The organism is Pseudomonas paralactis, assembly GCF_001439735.1.
Classification (GTDB): Bacteria; Pseudomonadota; Gammaproteobacteria; order Pseudomonadales; family Pseudomonadaceae; genus Aquipseudomonas; species Aquipseudomonas paralactis.
Genome location: NZ_JYLN01000007.1, coordinates 180,781 through 199,542, shown reverse-complemented (window position 1 = coordinate 199,542; position 18,762 = coordinate 180,781). Strand labels below are relative to the sequence as shown.

Genomic DNA, 18,762 nt, shown 5'->3' with positions numbered 1-18,762 from the left:
ACGTTGTGAAGATCAAATGTGGGAGGGGCGGTGCGACGATTCGACTTACTCCCACATTTTGATTGGATTACCAACTTGAATCAGAAGGTGTATTCCACCATCCCCATCACCGACGTCTGCAAGCGTCGCTCCACAATCGGGCTTTTGCCTGCTTTATCCGCCAGGTACTGCACATCCAGCAAGGTCGAGAACTGCGTGTGTTCGTTGATCGGCACGCTCCACGAAAGGTTCATGCCATTGCTGATATTGCCTGCACTTGCCTGGTATTCCTTGAAGCGGCTGCGAGTGGCTTGGCCTTTGGTCACGCCATACCAGGTTTGCAGGTAGTTCCGGTCACCAAAGTGGCTGTTGATGGCGGCATCGACGGAACCGAAGCGCCCCTCATACAGGTTGGTACCCAGGCTCAACTCCAGGTGGGTAAAAGCCTTGCCGGTGTCCTTGTGTTTATCTTCTTCAAGCGCATGTTCCAGGGTGGCGCCGATGATCACACCGCCGAGGTTGTAGGCGGCATTCACCCCCAGTTGCGCACGTGACTTGATCTCGCCCATGCCTTTGAGGCGTTTGGAGCCGGTATGCATGCTTTCGTTTTTATCCTTGCGCGATTCGCTTGCGCCAACGTAGGCGCTGAAGCTCAAGGCATTGCCTTCGTAACCCCAGCCCAGGCCCGTATCAGTGTCGAGGAAGACGCCCCAGGGGCTGATGATTTTGCCGCCGAGCACAGGCGCCGTCATACGCTCGTCGCTGCCACTGTAGCGGGGTGCGTTGGCCATGCCGGCTTTGAGGCTGTACTGCCAGTCTTCGGCAAGCACCTTATCGGCGGCGGCGAGCAGGCACAGTGAAGTTAATGACAGGCACAGATTTTTTGCGTGCATCAGGTGTTTCTCCTGGTTAGAAAGTCAAGGGCGTGTGGGGTGATTGGGTGCGTTTGAAGGAGTAACCCGAAGCGCTCAGCCCGTTGACCTGGCGGCTGACGGTGTCGCCCAGGCCGTAGCCGGTGCCGGCCAGTACCGCGTGGGCGTTGTCCACGGGCAGCAGGATGTAGTCGGTCAGCGGCTCGTTGTGCAGCTGGCCGCGAATCACCAGAAAGCCGTCTTCCAGGCGCACGCTGACGCCGCTCAACGGTGCGTCGGGTTCATGGCTGTTGAGCACCTGGTAGGTGCCGATGGTGTCGGCCCACGTCGTAGACAAGGTTGGCGGCTCGATGCGCTCGCCAATGGCAATGCGTTGGCCGTGGCTGCGTGCCGTGAGTATCTGCCGGCCCTGTACCGTCACCACATCAAGCTGGATGCGACCCAGGTCACCCAGGTCCTTGAGCCACAAGCCCAGGACCTTTTTCTGCGCGCGCAGCCAGCCCTCGTCATCGCGCAGCAAGTCGAAGCTGTAGCCGGCCAGTTCGCCAGCCAAGCGCTCACGGTCATTCTTGATACGAAATACGCCCCAAGCGGTCGCGTAGAACCCGGCCAGGCGCTTGCGATCGACGGCCGCCGGTACGTGGCGCAGTTTCAGACCGTGGCTGGGGGCCTGGCAGTCGTCGGCGCAGGCGCGCTCGCCGGTTTGTGCCTCAAGCATCAGGCGCAGGCTGTCGGTGGACAACGACACCACCATCTCTTCGGCATTGCTGTCGTTGGCCATAATGATCACGGCCAGTTGCTGGTCCGGCAGCAGGGTCAACTGGGCGGCGAAATCATCACCGCCGCCGCTGTGCTGATAAGTGCGCACACCGGCGGCGATCGGTTCGTCGCCACAGGGCGCCAGAAACCAGCCCAGGCCCATCTGGCAGTCAAAATCCAGGGCGTTGCCGGTGTTTTGCTGGGTGAACATTTGGTCTATTGAAGCGCTGTCCAGCAAGCGGCTGCCCTTGTAAGTACCTTGGGCAAACAGCATCTGTACGTAGTGGCTCAGATCCCTGGGGCTGGTCCATAAGCCACCGGCGGCTAGGTCGCGTACCTGGGCGTCGGTGCTGGCGTTGCCGTCTTCATAACCCCGGGCGCGAAAGCTCAATTGCGCGCTGGTGCCGAGGAAACTGGACTGGTTCATGTGCAACGGGGCCAGCAGGCTGCTTTGAAGCTGGGCTTCGAAGCTTTTGCCGCTGCTGCGCTCGATGGCGGCGCCCACCAGGGAATAGCCGAGGTTGGAATAAGCCACCTGAAAGCCGGGCGGGCTGCTCAGCCATACACCGGACACGCGCATTGGCATCTGCCCCATGGCGTAGGTGCTGTGCAGGTCACGCAGGTGCTCACTGGGCAAGCCGGACTGATGGCTGAGCAAACGTCGCAAGGTGATGGCACGATCTGCCTCGGCCTGGTCGTCATGAAAGCGCGAGCGCACGTAGAATTCGCGCAGGGTTTGCTGGATGGGTGCATCCAGTGCCAGGCGCTGTTGCTCCACCAACTGCAGCGCCGCCGTGGCGGTGATCAACTTGGAGATACCGCCGGCACGAAACGCCGTGTTGGGCGTAACCGGCACGCCCTGGGCCTTGTCGGCCAGGCCAAAGCCACGGGCCCAGATCAACTCCTGGCCATTGACCAGCGCAATCGACAAACCCGCCACATTTTCCCGGGCCATCTCCCGGGGTATGCGGGTTTGCAGGTAACGGATGATCGCGCCGTAATCGCCTTTTTGAATCGACGGCGGGGCAGGTGGTTGCGAGTGGCAACCGATACTGCTCAGCAGGCAACCCAATAGCGGGATACCGCGCAATCTGCGAAACATGGAGAGCACCCCAGTGGTGGTTTGGATGCTCGAATGCTAGGGCTGTGGGGGCCAACAATCTTTGAGTGCTTTGTCGGGAAACTGTCAAAGACTGTTAACGGCAAACGGTAGGAGCGAGCGTGCTCGCGAAAAACTCCCAGGCGCCGCGTTTATCCAGAAAACACGCGTTATCGTTGACGTTTTTCGCGAGCGAGCTCGCTCCTACAAGATCACGGCATCAACGTGGCGATCAGGGCGCGAATGGTCCCTGGCAATGCCTCCAGTTCCCGAACCAGAATACTGCGCTCGCGAATTGCCCAGGGCTCGTCCAGCTTCACCGTCACCAGCTGCATGGTGCGGCTATGGCGCTGGGCGGCGGACTCCGGAATGATGCCGATGCCCACACCGGCCTCGACCATCCTGCAGATCGCCTCGAAGCTCGACACCTGGATGCGCAGCGACAACTGCTTGCCCAGCCGCTCGACGTGTTCACGCAGGAAACTCAGCAGCGTGCTGCCTTCATGCAAGCCGATATGCTGGTAGGCGAGCGTTTGCCCCAGTGTCACTGACGGTTGCGCTGCCAGCGGATGACCCACCGGCACCATCAACACCAGTTCGTCTGTGCTGAAATGCAGCACCTGCAAGCCCGCCGCTTCCACTGGGCCGGCAATAATGCCCATGTCGCTGGTGCCATCGAGTACGCCGCGCACGATGTCCCGGGACAACCGCTCCTGCAGGTCGACGGTCACGCCTGGGCGCTGGGACAAAAAGCCCGCCAGTACTTCCGGCAAGAACTCGGTGACCGCCGTGGTGTTGGCGAAGATGCGGATATGCCCGGCTGAATCCACGCCGTATTGGGTGAACTCGCTTTTCAGGTAATCCACCTGACGCATGATCAACCGCGCATGGTGCAACAGGCGCTCGCCTGCGGGGGTGATCTCTACGCCACGGCTGTCGCGGTACAACAGGCGCGTATCAAGCTGGCCTTCCAGGGCCTTGATCCGCGCACTGGCGGCAGCGGGTGACAGGAAGGCGCGCTTGGCGCCTTGAGTCAGGCTGGGGGATTCGGCGATATGGATAAACAGGCGCAGGTCAGCAAGATCAAAGTGCATGCAAAACTCCAGGCTTGTGATCACCCGTGGCGAGGGAGCTTGCTCCCGCTGGACTGCGAAGCAGGCCTGTTTTTTGGGGCCGCTTCGCGCCCCCACGGGAGCGAGCTCCCTCGCCACAAGAGGTACGCATAGGAATGGTGCGTTCAGCTTAACCGAACGCTGGTTTATTGAAATGCAAATTCTCAGAACGGGCGGGCCCTTGCATGATCCCTGGCAGACACCCACTGCCCGAGGAATTGCACCCGATGAGCGCCACCGATTGGATCGGCCGAAGCGAGACCGCCCACGACCACCTCAGCCATAACCTGCTCAAACGCATCGCCGCCACGTTCGGTGAAGCAGTGCCCGCCGACGGTGAAGCCGTACCTGCGCTGTGGCAATGGTGTTTTTTTCAGGACCCGTTGCCGGAGTCGGCCCTGGGCGGCGATGGTCATCCGGCCCGCGGCGGGTTCTTGCCACCGGCCGATAACCGCAATCGCATGTGGGCCGGTGGGCGTATCGAGTTTCTGCACCCGCTGCGTGCCGGTGAATCGGCCACCCGTGTGTCGACTATCACACAGGTCGAAGAAAAGACCGGTCGCACCGGTTCGCTGTTGTTTGTCACGGTACGCCACGACTATTCCCAGGCCGGGCGTCTAGCGATTCGCGAGGAGCAGGACATCGTCTACCGCGAACCCACGCCGCCCAAGCCCGGCAGCGGCGACGCCCTGGTCCGGGGCGAATGGACAGAAGCGGTCGAACCGACCCCCACTTTGCTGTTCCGCTACAGCGCCGTGACCTTCAACGGCCATCGCATTCATTACGACTATCCCTATGTCACCGGCACTGAGGGTTACAGCGGCCTGGTGGTGCATGGCCCACTGATCGCCACCTTGAGCCTGCGCGCGTTTTGCCGGGCACACCCTGAGGCTACGCTGCGCCATTTTGCCTATCGCGGCGTGCGCCCATTGATTGCGCCGCAGCCCTTTGAAGTCGGCGGGCGCATCAGCGCAACCGGCGTGGCAGAGCTCTGGGCGGGCAACGCTGAAGGTCTGGCGCAGACCGCCCAGGTGCATTTCGAATAACCCAAGAACAACAGGCGGAGAGCCGCGCATGAACCCCAATGACAACGAAGAACTCAATGCCATCCGCGACGGCGTGCGCGCCCTGTGCGCCGAGTTCGATGCCGCTTACTGGCGCAAGATCGATGAAGAAAAGGGCTTCCCCGAAGCCTTCGTCAAGGCCCTGACCGATGCCGGATGGCTGTCGGCAATGATCCCCGAAGAGTACGGCGGTTCCGGCCTGGGCCTGGCCGAAGCCTCGGTGATTCTGGAGGAGGTCAACCGTTGCGGCGGTAACTCCGGCACCGTGCATGGCCAGATGTACAACATGTTCACCTTGTTGCGTCACGGCAGCGAAGCGCAAAAGCGCTTCTACCTGCCCAGGCTGGCCAGCGGTGAACTGCGCCTGCAATCAATGGGCGTCACCGAGCCCACCACGGGCACTGATACCACCAGGATCAAGACCACCGCGATCAAGCGCGGCGACAAGTACGTAGTCAACGGCCAGAAAGTCTGGATTTCGCGGGTGCAGCATTCCGACCTGATGATCTTGCTGGCGCGCACCACACCCCTGGCCGAAGTGAAGAAAAAGTCCGAAGGCATGTCGATCTTCCTGGTGGACCTGCGCGAGGCCATCGGCAATGGCCTGACCGTGCAGCCCATCGCCAATATGGTCAATCATGAGACCAATGAACTGTTCTTCGACAACCTGGAACTGCCGGCCGACAGCCTGATTGGCGAAGAGGGCAAGGGCTTCAAATACATCCTCGATGGCCTCAATGCCGAGCGCACCCTGATCGCCGCCGAGTGCATCGGCGATGGCCGCTGGTTTATCGAAAAGGCCAGCGCCTACGCCCGCGACCGCGTGGTGTTTGGCCGGCCCATCGGCCAGAACCAGGGCGTGCAATTCCCGATTGCCCAAGCGCATATCGAGATCGAAGCGGCCGACCTGATGCGCTGGCGTGCCTGTGAGGAATACGACAGCGGCAAGAACGCCGGGGCCAGCGCCAACATGGCCAAGTACCTGGCGGCCAAGGCGTCGTGGGAAGCGGCCAACGCCTGCCTGCAAACCCACGGCGGGTTTGGTTTTGCCTGCGAATACGACGTGGAGCGCAAATTCCGCGAGACGCGCTTGTACCAGGTGGCGCCGATCTCCACCAACCTGATCCTGTCCTACGTGGCCGAGCATCTGCTCGAACTGCCACGCAGCTTCTGAGGGCCCGGCCATGCGTCATACCCAAACCCTGTGCCAATTCCTCGCTGACCTGACTTACCCGCAGGTGCCCGAACACGTACTGGATCGCATCGAAGAGCTGTATCTGGATTGGCTCGCCTCGGCGCTGGCCAGTCAGGGCGCACATCCGATTCCATTGTTCGAGCGCTACGCGCAGAAGATGGGGCCAAGCAGCGGCCCGGCTCAGGTGATCGTCAGCGGCGCCAGCAGCAGCGCGTATTTTGCGGCACTGGTCAACGCGGCATCCTCGCACCTGGTGGAGCAGGATGACTTGCACAACAGTTCGGTGCTGCACCCGGCCACGGTGGTGTTTCCCGCCGCGCTGGCGGCCGCCCAGGATCTGGGCAAATCCGGTCGTGATTTGTTGCTGGCTGCGGTGGCCGGTTATGAAGCCGGGATTCGCATCGGTGAGTTCATGGGTCGCTCGCACTACCGCATCTTCCACACCACGGCCACCGTCGGCACTCTGGCGGCGGCGGTTGCAGTGGGCAAACTGCTCGACTTCAACCAGGAACAGTTCATTAACCTGCTCGGCAGTGCCGGCACGCAAGCGGCGGGGCTGTGGGAGTTCTTGCGCGATGCCGCCGACTCCAAGCAATTGCACACCGCCAAAGCCGCAGCGGATGGCTTGCTGGCGGCTTACCTGACGGCCGATGGATTGACCGGTGCGCGCAATATCCTGGAAGGCGACCAAGGCTTGGCGGCGGGCATGTCCAGTGATTCGCAGCCGAGCAAGTTATCGGCTGACTTGGGCAGCCGCTGGGCGCTGGTGGAAACCTCGTTCAAGTTCCACGCCTCTTGCCGCCACACCCATCCCGCTGCGGATGCGCTGCTGGAGGTGATGCCGCGGGAAGGCTTGAACGCGGCACAGATTTGCCAAGTGCAAACCTGCGTGCACCAGGGCGCCATCGATGTGCTTGGCCGGGTGACGGTGCCGGCCACGGTGCACCAGGCCAAATTCTCCATGGGCACTGTGCTTGGTCTGATCGCTGTGCATGGCAAAGCCGGGTTGCCTGAGTTTCATGAGCTGGCGTTGACCGACCCTGCGGTCGCGGCGTTTCGCGACAAGGTCAGCATGACCCTCGATCCCGAAGTTGACAGCGCCTATCCGCAGCGCTGGCTGGGCCGCGTCATCGTCACCACGACTGACGGGCGCACGCTGCACGGCGCCATCGACGAGCCCAAGGGCGACCCGGGCAACACTCTGAGTCGCGCCGAGCTGGCGGACAAGTTCCAGCGCCTGGCTCACTTCAGCGGCGCCCGTACTCCCGCCCAGGCCAGTGGCCTGATCGAGCAGGTGTGGAACCTGCGTAACACCGCGTCCATGGCCCATTGGCTTTGAGGGATTTGTGATGAGTAATCAACGACCGCTGGACGGCATTACGGTTGTCAGCCTGGAACATGCGATTGCCGCGCCATTCTGTACCCGCCAATTGGCCGATCTCGGTGCCCGTGTGATCAAGGTCGAGCGCCCCGGTGCCGGTGACTTTGCCCGGGGTTATGACGAGCGCGTGCGCGGCCTGGCATCGCATTTCGTCTGGACCAACCGCTCCAAGGAAAGCCTGACCCTGGACCTTAAGCAGGACGAGGCGGGCGCCATTCTGGATGCGCTTTTGGCCGATGCCGATGTGCTGGTGCAAAACCTTGCACCCGGTGCGGCGGCGCGTATGGGCTTGTCGTTCGAGGCGCTGCACGCGCGTTTTCCACGCCTGATCGTCTGCGATATTTCCGGCTATGGCGAAGGTGGGCCCTACGAGAAAAAGAAAGCCTATGACCTCCTGATCCAGAGCGAAGGCGGCTTCCTGTCGGTGACTGGCGGCCCGGGTGACGAGCAGATGGCCAAGGCCGGTTGCTCCATCGCGGATATCTCCGCGGGCATGTACGCCTACAGCGGCATTCTTTCGGCGTTGCTGCTGCGTGGCACAACCGGCAAGGGCAGCCGTATCGATGTGAGCATGTTGGAAAGCCTGGTGGAGTGGATGGGCTACCCGATGTATTACGCCTTCGACGGCGCGCCGCCGCCCCCGCGAGCAGGCGCTGCCCATTCGACGATTTACCCCTACGGGCCGTTTCCCACCGGTGATGGCGGCACGGTGATGCTCGGGTTGCAGAATGAGCGTGAATGGGCGGCGTTCTGCGACAAGGTGTTGCTCACCCCCGCGCTGGCGACCGACGAGCGTTTCAGCGCCAACTTCAAGCGTTCGGCCAACCGCGAGGCGCTGCGTCAGATCATCGTGGACAGCTTTGCGCGGTTGGACGCCGAGGCAGTGATCCAGCGCCTGGAGGACGCGCAGATCGCCAGCGCGCGGGTCAACGATATGCAAGGCGTGTGGGACCACCCCCAACTCAAGGCCCGCGACAGTTGGCGGGAAATCGACAGCCCGGCCGGGCCGTTGCCGTCGCTGTTGCCACCGGCGCGTAACGCCGCGTTTACCCCGCGAATGGACGGTGTGCCGGCGCTGGGGCAACACAGCCAGAGCATCCTCGACCAGCTGGGTTATAGCGGTGAAGCCATCGACAGCCTGCGTGCGCGCGGCGTTATCTGATCAGGAAAATGTGCGATGCCAAAGCCTTTAGTTCGTTCTGCCTTGTTTGTACCGGGCAGCCGCCCGGATCGGTTTGCCAAAGCCCTGGCCAGCGGCGCCGACGCAGTGATTGTGGATTTTGAAGACGCCGTGGAAGAGCCGCTCAAGCGCCAGGCCAGGGATAACCTGGGTGTGTTTTTGCGGGCCCATCCCGAGGCCCAGGTGTGGGTGCGGATCAACGCGCCGGACCATGCCGAACATTTTGAAGATGTGGCGTTTTGCAAGGCGCATGCAAATGTGGCGGGCGTGTTGTTACCCAAGGTTGAGAGCGCGGCCCAGGTGGCCGTGGTGGCCGCCACCGGCAAACGGATCTGGCCGATCATCGAAAGCGCCCGCGGCTTGTTAGCGGTGGCGCAAATTGCCCATGCGCCGCTAGTGGAGCGCTTGTCGTTCGGTGGCTTGGACCTGGCACTGGACCTCAACCTGAGCAGCCACTCCCGCGCCGCTGAATTTGCCCTCGATCAGGCACGCCTGGCGCTGATCGTGCATTCGCGCGCCGCTGGATTAGTGCCTCCGCTGGACGGTGTACATCCAGCCATCGACGATCCCGAGGGCCTGCGCCGTTCGATCCGGCACGCCTACGAAATGGGCTTTGCCGGGGTGTTGTGCATCCATCCCAAACAGGTGGCGGTGATTCACCAGGCGCTGGCGCCCAGCGCTGAAGACCTGGCCTGGGCCAAGCGCGTAGTAGCGGCTGGTACCCATGGGGCAGGGGCCTATCAGGTTGATGGGCAGATGGTGGATGCGCCGGTGTTGCTGCGGGCACAAAGACTGCTGGCCGACCAACGCTAACTGACAAAACCGAATCTCAATTGTGGGAGCGTCTACAAGTTTTGCGTTCGGCCAGGGCGAACGCAGGTATCTAAAATTCGATATTCTCAACACGCAGCACATCAGGCACCTTGCCTTACAACACAACAATAAGAAGGTGATTTCCCATGCTCAAGCTCTCTCGGGCGCTGCTGTGCGCCGCCACCTTGTTCGCCGTGGGCCTGGCCCAGGCGGCTGACCCGATTGTGATCAAGTTCGCCCACGTGGTGGCCGAGAACACGCCCAAAGGCCAAGGCGCGCTGCTGTTCAAGAAGCTCGCTGAAGAACGCTTGCCCGGCAAGGTCAAGGTCGAGGTGTACCCCAACTCTTCGCTGTTCGGCGATGGCAAGGAAATGGAAGCGTTGCTGTTGGGCGACGTGCAGATGCTGGCGCCATCTCTTGCCAAGTTCGAGCAGTACACCAAGCAGGTGCAGATCTACGACCTGCCGTTCCTGTTCAACGACCTGGCGGCCGTCGACCGTTTCCAGGCCGCCCAGGGCAAGCAACTGCTGAGCGCGATGCAGGACAAAAACATTCTCGGCCTGGCCTATTGGCACAACGGCCTCAAGCAACTCTCCGCCAACAAGGCCCTGCACGAACCCAAGGACGCCCGTGGCCTGAAGTTTCGCGTGCAAGCCTCCAGCGTGCTGGAAGAGCAGTTCAAGGCGATCCGCGCCAACCCGCGCAAGATGAGCTTCGCCGAGGTTTACCAGGGCTTGCAGACCGGCACCGTGAATGGCACCGAGAACACCTGGTCGAACTATGAAAGCCAGAAGGTCAACGAGGTGCAGAAGTACTTCACCGAATCCAACCATGGCCTGATCGACTACATGGTGATCACCAACGCCAAGTTCTGGAACGGCCTGCCACCGGATGTGCGCACCACGCTGGAGCAGATCATGGCCGACGTCACCGTCGAGGTGAACAAGCAGGCCGAAGCGCTGAACCAGTCGGCCAAGCAGAAGATCGTCGACGCCAAGACCAGCGAGATCATCGAACTGACCCCCGAGCAACGCACGCTCTGGCGCGAAGCCATGCGCCCGGTGTGGCAGAAGTTCGAAGGCGAGATCGGGGCTGAGCTGATCAAGGCAGCGGATGCCTCCAACCAGTAATCCTGTTCACTCCTCTGTAGGAGCGAGCTCGCTCGCGAAAAACGCATAGGCAACGCGTTTATCCAGGATACCAGCGTTATCGTTGACATCCTTCGCGAGCAAGCTCGCTCCTACACAGTTCGCGAGGTTTTGCCATGCAAACGCTAAGGCGCGTCTGGGAGCATCTGGAGGAAGGCTTTATTGCTTTCCTGCTGGCCGCCATGACCCTGGTGACATTCGTCTACGTCATGCTCAATAACATCTACACCCTGTTCTTTGCCCTGGCCGACAAGTGGGCCTTGAGCAGCGACTTCTTCAATGCGGCAGGCGACGCCACCATGACCTGGGCCCAGGACATGACCTGGAGCGTGGCGCTGACCAAGGCCATGTTCGGCTGGTTGATTTTCTTCGGCATTTCCTACGGTGTACGCACCGCCGGGCACCTGGGCGTAGACGCGCTGGTCAGGCTGACCACACGCCCGATACAACGCCTGCTCGGAATGCTCGCCTGCCTGTGCTGCCTGGCCTATGCGGGGCTGTTCATGGTTGCCAGCTACAAGTGGGTAAGTGCGGTGATGACCGCGCATATCGGCGCTGAAGACCTTGATCAGTTCGGTATCGATGTCGGTGACATCGTGGTGATCGTGCCCATCGGCTTTGCCTTGGTGTTGATCCGCTACCTGGAAATTTTCTACCGCATCTTTACCCACCGTCAGGTCGGGTTGGGATTGGCCGACGAGGCCGGGGAGGCCAGCAAGTTGGCCGGCAGCCATGAGGAGCGTCACTGATGGCCGTGCTCTGTCTGTTTCTGCTGTTGTTCGTGTTCATGTTCCTCGGCGTGCCGATTGCGATTTCCCTCGGGCTGTCCGGCGCGGTATCGATCCTGATGTTCAGCCAGGACTCGGTGAGCTCTCTGGCGATCAAGTTGTTTGAAACCAGCGACGCCTACACCTTCCTGGCGATCCCGTTCTTCCTGTTGTCCGGCGCGTTTATGACCACCGGCGGCGTGGCTCAGCGGCTGATCGACTTTGCCAATGCCTGTGTCGGGCATATCCGTGGCGGCCTGGCGATTGCGGCGGTGCTGGCCTGTATGTTGTTTGCCGCGCTGTCGGGCTCGTCACCGGCCACGGTGGCGGCGGTGGGCTCGATTGCCGTAGCGGGGATGGTGCGTTCCGGTTATCCCAAGGAGTTTGGTGCAGGCATTATTTGCAACGCCGGTACGCTGGGCATTTTGATCCCGCCCTCGATTGTGATGGTGGTGTACTCGGCGGCGACCGAAACCTCGGTGGGCAAGCTGTTCATGGCCGGGGTCATTCCGGGGTTGCTGCTGGGCCTGATGCTGATGATCGCGATCTACATTGTCGCGCGCATCAAGAAACTGCCCGCCCAGCCCAGGGCAACCTTTGGCGAGTGGCTCAGTTGCGCACGCCGAGCGTTCTGGGGCTTGTTGCTGTTGGTGATCATCCTCGGCGGCATCTACAGCGGCATGTTCACCCCGACTGAAGCCGCGGCGGTGGCGGCGGTGTACTCGGCGTTTGTCGCGCTGTTCGTCTACAAGGATATGAAGCTGCGCGATTGCCCCAAGGTGCTGCTGGAGTCGGGGCGCTTGTCGATCATGCTGATGTTTATCATCGCCAACGCCATGCTGTTTGCCCATGTGCTGACCACCGAACAGATCCCCCAGGAAATCACCGCGTGGGTGATCTCGGAAGGGCTGACGCCGATTGGTTTTCTGATCATGGTCAACGTAGTGTTGCTGATTGCCGGCAGCTTTATGGAGCCTTCGGCCATTGTGCTGATCCTGGCGCCGATCTTCTTCCCGATTGCGATGAAGCTGGGGATTGACCCGATTCACCTGGGGATTGTGATGGTGGTGAACATGGAAATCGGCCTGGTACACCCGCCGGTGGGGCTGAACCTGTTCGTCACCTCGGCGGTAACCGGGCTGACATTGGGGCAAACCATACGCGCGGCGATGCCGTGGCTGATGATTTTGCTGGTGTTCCTGATCATGGTGACTTACTTGCCGTTCATTTCCCTCGCGCTGCCGCAGTGGCTGGGGATGTAAAACGCGGATAAAAATGTGGGAGGAGGCTTGCTCCCTCCCGCATTTGTTGATTTTTCCCGGCCTTATTGGTCCATCGCACTCAAGATCGCATGGGCCACTTTCACCCGCTCGGCATTCGGGTAGTTCTTGTTGGCCAGAATGACCACGCCCATGTCCTTGCTCGGCACATACGCCACATACGCACCAAAGCCACCGGTAGAGCCGGTTTTGTTGTACAGCACGTTGGCCGGCTGTGCCTGGGGCGGGTTCAGCCAGGTCACCTTGTGCGGCTCCATGGCCATCGGTGTGGAGTTGCCATCGATCAATGCTTGCAGGGTGATGGGGTAGGGGTAGCGTTCCCAGCCCAGGCCCTGGGTCATGCCGTTCACGGTGTAGTAGCCGGCGTGGGCGGCGGCGATAGCCTGTTGCACGGGCTGTTCCAGGGTTTGCGGGTGCATGTTCGCGATGACGTAGCGGGCGAGGTCCTGGCTGGTGGTTTTGAGCCCGTAGGCTTCACTGTCCAGAGCGCCGGGGCTGACGTGCACAGGTTTTTGCTGCTTGTCATACCCTTGGGCATATTGGCTGGCTTTGTCGGTGCGCACGCTGACATAGGTGTTGGTCAAGCCTAGCTTGGGCAGCAGGGTCTTCTCCATCGCAACGTTGAATGGTTGGCCCAGGCTTTGCGCGGTCAGGTAGCCAAACAGGCCGATGCTGGGGTTGGAGTACAAGCGTTGTTCACCCGCAGCGTAAGTGGGCTTCCAGTGCTGGAAGTAGCCGAGCATGGTCGTGGCACTGTCGGACGCCTGCGGAAATTGCAGCGGCAGGCCGCCGGCGGTATAGGTCGCCAGTTGCAGCAGGCTGATGCGATCGAACGCGCTGCCGGCCAGGGACGGCAAGTACGGGCTGGCCTTGTCCGACAGCTTGAGCTTGCCGATAGCCTGGGCATAACCACCCAGGGTGGCGGTGAAGGTTTTGCTCACCGAACCGATTTCGAACAGCGTGTTTTGGCTGACCGCGGCCTGGGTATCCTTGGCGGCTACGCCGTAGTTAAAGTATTGCACCTTGCCCTGGTTGATCACCGCGACCGAAAGGCCGGGGATGTCTTGCTGTTGCATCAAGGGCTTGACGTTGCTGTCCACGACCTGGCGCATGTCGGTGGCGGCCATGCAACTGCCGGACAAGAGCAGCAACGCTGAAACCAGGTACTTGGGCTGATGGTTCATGGTGAATCGCTTCCATGTAAAGGTGGCAATAATGGGCAGAGCCTGCGCAGGCGTGGCAAATTTAGGTGGATTTTGTATTCGGGGCAAACGATGATATCTCGCACCAGCCATTAGAAAAATTAGGGTATCCCTTGCTACGTTCCCATCTGCCTCTCAATGCCCTGCGCGCTTTTGAAGCGTCGGCGCGCCATTTGAGTTTTACCCGCGCGGCTATCGAGTTATGCGTGACCCAAGCCGCAGTCAGCCATCAGGTCAAAAGCCTCGAAGCGCAACTCAATGTCACGCTGTTCAAGCGCCTGCCACGTGGCCTGATGCTCACTCGCGAAGGCGAAACCCTGTTGCCGGTGTTACGCGAAGCCTTCGACCGCATTGCCCACACCCTGGGCCAGTTCGAGGGCGGGCATTACCGCGAGGTGCTGACCGTAGGCGCGGTCGGCACCTTCGCCGTGGGCTGGCTGTTGCCACGGTTGGCGGATTTTCACAGCCGCTATCCGTTTATTGATTTGCGCCTGTCCACCCATAACAACCGCGTGGATGTCGCCGTCGAGGGCCTGGATTACGCCATCCGGTTTGGCGCCGGGGCCTGGCACGGTACCGAGGCCTGCCCATTGCTGGAAGCACCGCTGACAGTGTTGTGCGTGCCGCAGATCGCCGAGCAATTGCACAGCCCGGCGGATCTGTTGAAGCACACTTTGTTGCGTTCTTACCGCGCCGATGAGTGGAGTCTGTGGTTTCAGGCGGCTGGGCTGCCTGAAGACACTCGGATGCCGCGCAGCATCGTATTCGACTCATCGCTGGCGATGATGGAAGCCGCCCTGCAAGGCAGCGGTGTGGCCCTTGCGCCAGCATTGATGTTTTCGCGCCAGTTGGAAAGCGATGTGGTTCGCCAGCCATTCGACGTGGGGATCACGACCGGCAGTTATTGGTTGACCCGTTTGCAGTCGCGCAATGAGACGCCCGCGATGTTGGCGTTCAAAGGGTGGTTGCAGAGCTGCATTGGATAAGAATGTGCAAAGAGCAAGCCCCTGTTGTCCTGTAGGAGCGAGCTTGCTCGCGAAAGATTACCGGGCTGCGCGTTTATTCAGGAAGCACGCGTTATCGTTGACGTTCTTCGCGAGCAAGCTTGCTCCTACAGAGGTGTGACTAGGCCAGATATTTGCGGAACCAGCCCAGGGTGCGCTCCCACGCCAGGTTGGCCGCTGCCTCGTCATAGCGAGGCGTCGAATCATTGTGAAAGCCGTGGTTGGCGCCTTTGTAAATGTAAGCTTCATACTTCGTGCCCGCAGCTTTCAACGCCTGTTCATACGCGGGCCAACCCTCATTGATCCGCGTATCCAGCTCACCGAAATGCAGCATGATCGGCGCCTTGATGCGGGGCACGTCCTTGGCCTCGGGTTGGCGCCCGTAGAATGACACCGCCGCCCCCAGTTCCGGGTAGGCCACCGCTGCCGCATTGGTCACGCCGCCGCCATAACAGAAACCGGTGATACCGACCTTGCCGGTTGTGCTGTCGTGATGCATCAGCCATTCGATGGCGGCGAAAAAGTCGTTCATCAGTTTGGTCGGGTCGACGGTCTGTTGAAGCGCCACGCCTTTTTCATCGTTGCCGGGGTAGCCGCCCACAGAGGTCAGGCCATCGGGTGCCAGGGCAATGAAGCCGGCTTTGGCCAGGCGCCGGGCCACGTCTTCGATATACGGGTTGAGGCCACGGTTTTCATGCACCACCACCACGGCGGGCAGTTTTGCTGCAGCCTTGGACGGGCGTACCAGGTAGCCGCGCACTGTGCCGTTGCCCTTGGGCGAAGGGTAGGTGATGTAGTCGGCAACGATATCCGGGTCGGTGAATTTCACCTGCTCAGCCAACGCGTAGTTGGGGCTCAGGGCCGCCAGTAGCGCCGAAGCGGTGAGGCCGCCTAACGTGAACAGTGCGGCACGGTCGAGAAACTCGCGACGGTTGATCTTGCCATGGGCGTAGCCGTCGTAGAGTTCCAGCAGTTCGGGGGCGAAGTCCTTGGCGGTAAGACGGGGCATCGGTGCAGTCCTCGATCAGCGGTTGCAGTCACTGTAGACCAGGTTCACGCCTCGCGGCCATGGGCGGCCGCGGCCAATTGCCCGGTGTCGACGCGCACGAACACCGAGTCGCCGATGGCCGTGAGCACGTCACCGGCATATACCTCGCAGACCACACGGCTTTTGCGCCCGATGTCGCCTTCGACCCGTGCGCGCAGGGTCAGCGGCACGCCCATGGGCGTGGGTTTGATGAATTTGATCCCCAGGTTGCCGGTGACGCAGTCGATGCGCGGCAGGCTGCCGGGTTCGCGCTGTTCGGCGCGGTAGTGGTAGGCCATGGCGGTCCAGTTGGAATGGCAATCCACCAGCATGGCGATCAGGCCGCCGTAGACCAGGTCCGGCCAGCCGCTGTATTGGGCTTCGGGTTGATGCTCGGCGACCACGTGTACGCCATCTTCGGCCCAGCGGCTTTTGATGTGCAGCCCATGGGGGTTGCTGCTGCCGCAGCCATAGCAGATGCCTTCTGGCGCGGTGATGTCTTGGAGAGAAGCGGTGGTCATGCAAAGTCCTTGTTATTGTTCAGGCGACTTCTCTGTTTAGCAGGCCACGCTTCAGCGAGCAAACTTCTTCGCCCCGGCCACGCAGCCGATCACCGCGACGGTCACCAGCACCATGCCCAGGCTGACCTGTTCATGCAGCAGGCCCGCGGCCAGCGCCAGGCCGAAGAAGGGTTGCAGCAACTGCAACTGACCAACCGCGGCAATGCCGCCCTGGGCCAGGCCGCGGTACCAGAACACAAAACCGATCAACATGCTGAACAGCGCCACATACCCCAGGCTCAACCACGCCGGCAGGCTGATACCGCTGAAGGTCGAAGGCGCCAGCAACAGGCTAAGCGGCGCCACCACCGGCAGCGACACCGCCAGCGCCCAGCAGATCACCTGCCAGCCACCCAGGCTGCGCGACAGTTTGGCGCCTTCGGCATAACCCAGGCCGCATACCAGCACCGCCAACAGCATCAGCAAGTCGCCTGCCGGGGCGGCGCTCAAGCCCTGGGCAACGGCATAACCCATCACCAGCAGGCTGCCAAGAATGGAAAACAACCAGAACACTGGCCTGGGGCGCTCGCCGCCACGCAGCACACCAAATACCGCCGTGGCCAGGGGCAGCAGGCCGATGAAGACGATGGAGTGGGCCGAGGTCACGTATTGCAGGGCCAGCGCTGTCAACAGCGGGAAGCCGATCACCACGCCCAGAGCGACGACCACCAAGGGGCCCCATTGCTGACGGCTGGGGCGTTTTTCCTTGAATAGCCACAACAGGCAAACCCCCAATACGGCGGCGAGGGTGGCGCGAATCATGGTCAGGAACACCGGGTCGAACTCCATGACCGCCAAGCGCGTGGCCGGCAGCGACCCGCTGAAAATCACCACGCCGATAAAACCGTTGATCCAACCCTGAGTGCTGAGATCCAGGGAGCCGAAGCGGGCGATACGTTCCATGAGGGTATGTCCGAAAGAGGGGTTGCGTGCGGCTCATCCTAGGGCTGAAGATTAGGACAATCAAAAAATTGTCATGGATACATCCCGATGCCCCGTGCGCGCTACAAATCGCTGGTTGATACCTTCGCCGAGGCCATTCGCAGTGGACGAATGCCTGCTGGCACGCGCTTGCCTACTCATCGCCAGTTGGCCGCTGAGCATGGCTTGGCACTGGTCACGGCGAGCCGGGTGTACAGCGAGTTGGAAGCCATGGGCCTGGTCAGTGGCGAGACCGGTCGCGGTACCTTCGTGCGCGAAATCACCTTGCCGCCGGGGCAGGGCAGCGGGCAGATGACGGTGGCGCCGGGCCTGCTCGACTTGAATTTCAACTACCCGTCCTTGCCTGGGCAGGCCGAGCTGTTGCGCACGGCGTTGCGCCAGTTGGCGTTGTCGGGCGATCTGGAGGCACTGCTGCGTTACCAGCCCCATGCAGGGCGTGTGCATGAGCGCGCGGCCATGGCCCGGCACTTGTTGAATCGAGGGCTCACGGTGGCCGCCGAGCAGGTACTGGTGGTCAGCGGCGCCCAGCACGGCTTGGCGGTGAGCCTGATGACGTTGCTCAAGCCTGGGGATGTGATCGCGGTGGATGCGCTGACTTATCCGGGCTTCAAGGCGCTGGCCGAAACCCTGCACCTGGAAATCGTCGCCATCCCGGTGACCACGGCCGGCCCGAACCTGGACCATCTGCATAGCCTGTGTCGCCAGCGCCCGGTACGTGCGGTATACAGCATGCCAACCCTGCATAACCCGCTGGGCTGGGTACTGAGCCTGGAGCAGCGCGAGCGTTTGGTGGCGATTGCCCGGCAGCACAACCTGATGATCGTCGAGGATGGCGCCTATGCGTTTCTCGCCGAAGATGCACCTGCGCCGTTGGCGGCACTGGCCCCGGAGCGCACGGTGTATGTGGGTGGGCTGTCCAAGAATGTCGCCGCCGGTTTGCGCATAGGGTTTATCGCGGCGCCTTCAGCTTGGGTGAGCAGGTTGGAACGTACGATCATGGCCACCACCTGGAGCGTGCCAGGCGTGATGAGTGCCATTGCAGTGGCCTGGCTCGAAGACGGTACGGTGGCGCAACTGGAAGCGCAAAAACGCGCGGATGCTCAAGCCCGCCAGGCATTGGCAGCCCAAGTGCTGACGGGCGTGCGGTATGTCAGCCATCCGTCATCGTATTTTCTGTGGCTGCCTTTGGCTGAAGAGGCTCGCGCCGATCAAGTCGCCATGACCTTGCAGCGCGAAGGCATTTGCGTGTCCACCGCCGAACCGTTCGCCGTCTCGGCCCAGGTGCCCCACGCACTGCGCTTGGCCCTGGGTTCGGTACCGATGGCGCAGTTGCGTGGGGCCCTGGAGACGATACGCAACGTGGTGGCGTGGTGAGCGG

17 protein-coding genes are annotated in these 18,762 nt (G+C 61.6%); 10 read left to right on the top strand and 7 right to left on the bottom strand.

What is annotated here, in order from left to right:
- Window positions 1–80 precede the first annotated feature (80 nt).
- From TX23_RS18820 to TX23_RS18810, 3 genes are all read right to left on the bottom strand, one after another.
- The gene (locus TX23_RS18820; protein ID WP_057703495.1) at window positions 81–872 is read right to left on the bottom strand and encodes a MipA/OmpV family protein; all 792 of its coding nucleotides are present in this window, start codon (window positions 870–872) and stop codon (window positions 81–83) included.
- Between the two features lie 16 nt (window positions 873–888).
- On the bottom strand, window positions 889–2,712 hold the full coding sequence (locus TX23_RS18815) for a serine hydrolase domain-containing protein (protein ID WP_057703494.1): 1,824 nt from the start codon (window positions 2,710–2,712) through the stop codon (window positions 889–891).
- Between the two features lie 209 nt (window positions 2,713–2,921).
- Window positions 2,922–3,803, bottom strand: a complete 882-nt coding sequence (locus tag TX23_RS18810; RefSeq protein WP_057703493.1) for a LysR family transcriptional regulator — start codon at window positions 3,801–3,803, stop codon at window positions 2,922–2,924.
- Window positions 3,804–4,048: 245 nt separating this feature from the next.
- Between TX23_RS18810 and TX23_RS18805 the strand changes: the two genes are divergently transcribed.
- The 8 genes from TX23_RS18805 to dctM all read left to right on the top strand — a co-directional run bounded on the left by TX23_RS18805 (window position 4,049) and on the right by dctM (window position 12,631).
- A complete protein-coding gene (locus TX23_RS18805; protein ID WP_057703492.1) occupies window positions 4,049–4,867 on the top strand; it encodes an FAS1-like dehydratase domain-containing protein in 819 nt (272 codons plus the stop codon).
- A 28-nt stretch (window positions 4,868–4,895) separates the two neighbouring features.
- Window positions 4,896–6,059 carry an acyl-CoA dehydrogenase family protein gene (locus TX23_RS18800; protein WP_057703491.1) on the top strand — a complete coding sequence of 388 codons (1,164 nt, stop codon included), beginning with the start codon at window positions 4,896–4,898 and terminating at the stop codon, window positions 6,057–6,059.
- A 10-nt stretch (window positions 6,060–6,069) separates the two neighbouring features.
- Complete coding sequence (locus TX23_RS18795) at window positions 6,070–7,419, top strand: MmgE/PrpD family protein (RefSeq protein ID WP_057703490.1); 1,350 nt, start codon at window positions 6,070–6,072, stop codon at window positions 7,417–7,419.
- 10 nt (window positions 7,420–7,429) lie between these two features.
- Window positions 7,430–8,623, top strand: coding sequence for a CaiB/BaiF CoA transferase family protein (locus TX23_RS18790; RefSeq protein WP_057703489.1), 1,194 nt, complete (start codon window positions 7,430–7,432; stop codon window positions 8,621–8,623).
- A gap of 15 nt (window positions 8,624–8,638) precedes the next feature.
- Window positions 8,639–9,454, top strand: a complete 816-nt coding sequence (locus tag TX23_RS18785) for an HpcH/HpaI aldolase/citrate lyase family protein (RefSeq protein ID WP_057703488.1) — start codon at window positions 8,639–8,641, stop codon at window positions 9,452–9,454.
- 146 nt (window positions 9,455–9,600) lie between these two features.
- The gene (locus TX23_RS18780; RefSeq protein ID WP_057703487.1) at window positions 9,601–10,584 is read left to right on the top strand and encodes a TRAP transporter substrate-binding protein; all 984 of its coding nucleotides are present in this window, start codon (window positions 9,601–9,603) and stop codon (window positions 10,582–10,584) included.
- 134 nt (window positions 10,585–10,718) lie between these two features.
- Window positions 10,719–11,351: a TRAP transporter small permease gene (locus tag TX23_RS18775; protein ID WP_057703486.1), complete on the top strand. Its 633-nt coding sequence runs from the start codon at window positions 10,719–10,721 to the stop codon at window positions 11,349–11,351.
- On the top strand, window positions 11,351–12,631 hold the full coding sequence (gene dctM, locus TX23_RS18770; RefSeq protein WP_057703485.1) for a C4-dicarboxylate TRAP transporter large permease protein DctM: 1,281 nt from the start codon (window positions 11,351–11,353) through the stop codon (window positions 12,629–12,631). The genes TX23_RS18775 and dctM overlap by 1 nt, the downstream gene beginning before the upstream one ends.
- A gap of 62 nt (window positions 12,632–12,693) precedes the next feature.
- On the opposite strand, the gene ampC is transcribed toward dctM, so the two are convergent.
- Window positions 12,694–13,833, bottom strand: a complete 1,140-nt coding sequence (gene ampC, locus TX23_RS18765) for a class C beta-lactamase (protein WP_057703484.1) — start codon at window positions 13,831–13,833, stop codon at window positions 12,694–12,696.
- A 131-nt stretch (window positions 13,834–13,964) separates the two neighbouring features.
- Here ampC and TX23_RS18760 point away from each other — a divergent pair, with 131 nt between their 5' ends.
- Window positions 13,965–14,837: a LysR family transcriptional regulator gene (locus tag TX23_RS18760; RefSeq protein WP_057703632.1), complete on the top strand. Its 873-nt coding sequence runs from the start codon at window positions 13,965–13,967 to the stop codon at window positions 14,835–14,837.
- A 139-nt stretch (window positions 14,838–14,976) separates the two neighbouring features.
- Here TX23_RS18760 and yghX read toward each other — a convergent pair whose 3' ends face one another.
- The 3 genes from yghX to TX23_RS18745 are packed head-to-tail and all read right to left on the bottom strand — an operon-like array spanning window position 14,977 to window position 17,345.
- Window positions 14,977–15,864, bottom strand: coding sequence for a YghX family hydrolase (yghX, locus tag TX23_RS18755; protein ID WP_057703483.1), 888 nt, complete (start codon window positions 15,862–15,864; stop codon window positions 14,977–14,979).
- 44 nt (window positions 15,865–15,908) lie between these two features.
- Complete coding sequence (locus TX23_RS18750; protein ID WP_057703482.1) at window positions 15,909–16,403, bottom strand: PaaI family thioesterase; 495 nt, start codon at window positions 16,401–16,403, stop codon at window positions 15,909–15,911.
- A 51-nt stretch (window positions 16,404–16,454) separates the two neighbouring features.
- Entirely contained in the window at window positions 16,455–17,345 is an 891-nt protein-coding gene (locus tag TX23_RS18745; RefSeq protein WP_057703481.1) for a DMT family transporter, read from the bottom strand.
- An 87-nt stretch (window positions 17,346–17,432) separates the two neighbouring features.
- On the opposite strand from TX23_RS18745, the gene TX23_RS18740 reads away from it, so the two are divergent.
- Window positions 17,433–18,758, top strand: coding sequence for an aminotransferase-like domain-containing protein (locus tag TX23_RS18740; RefSeq protein WP_057703480.1), 1,326 nt, complete (start codon window positions 17,433–17,435; stop codon window positions 18,756–18,758).
- Window positions 18,759–18,762: the final 4 nt, after the last annotated feature.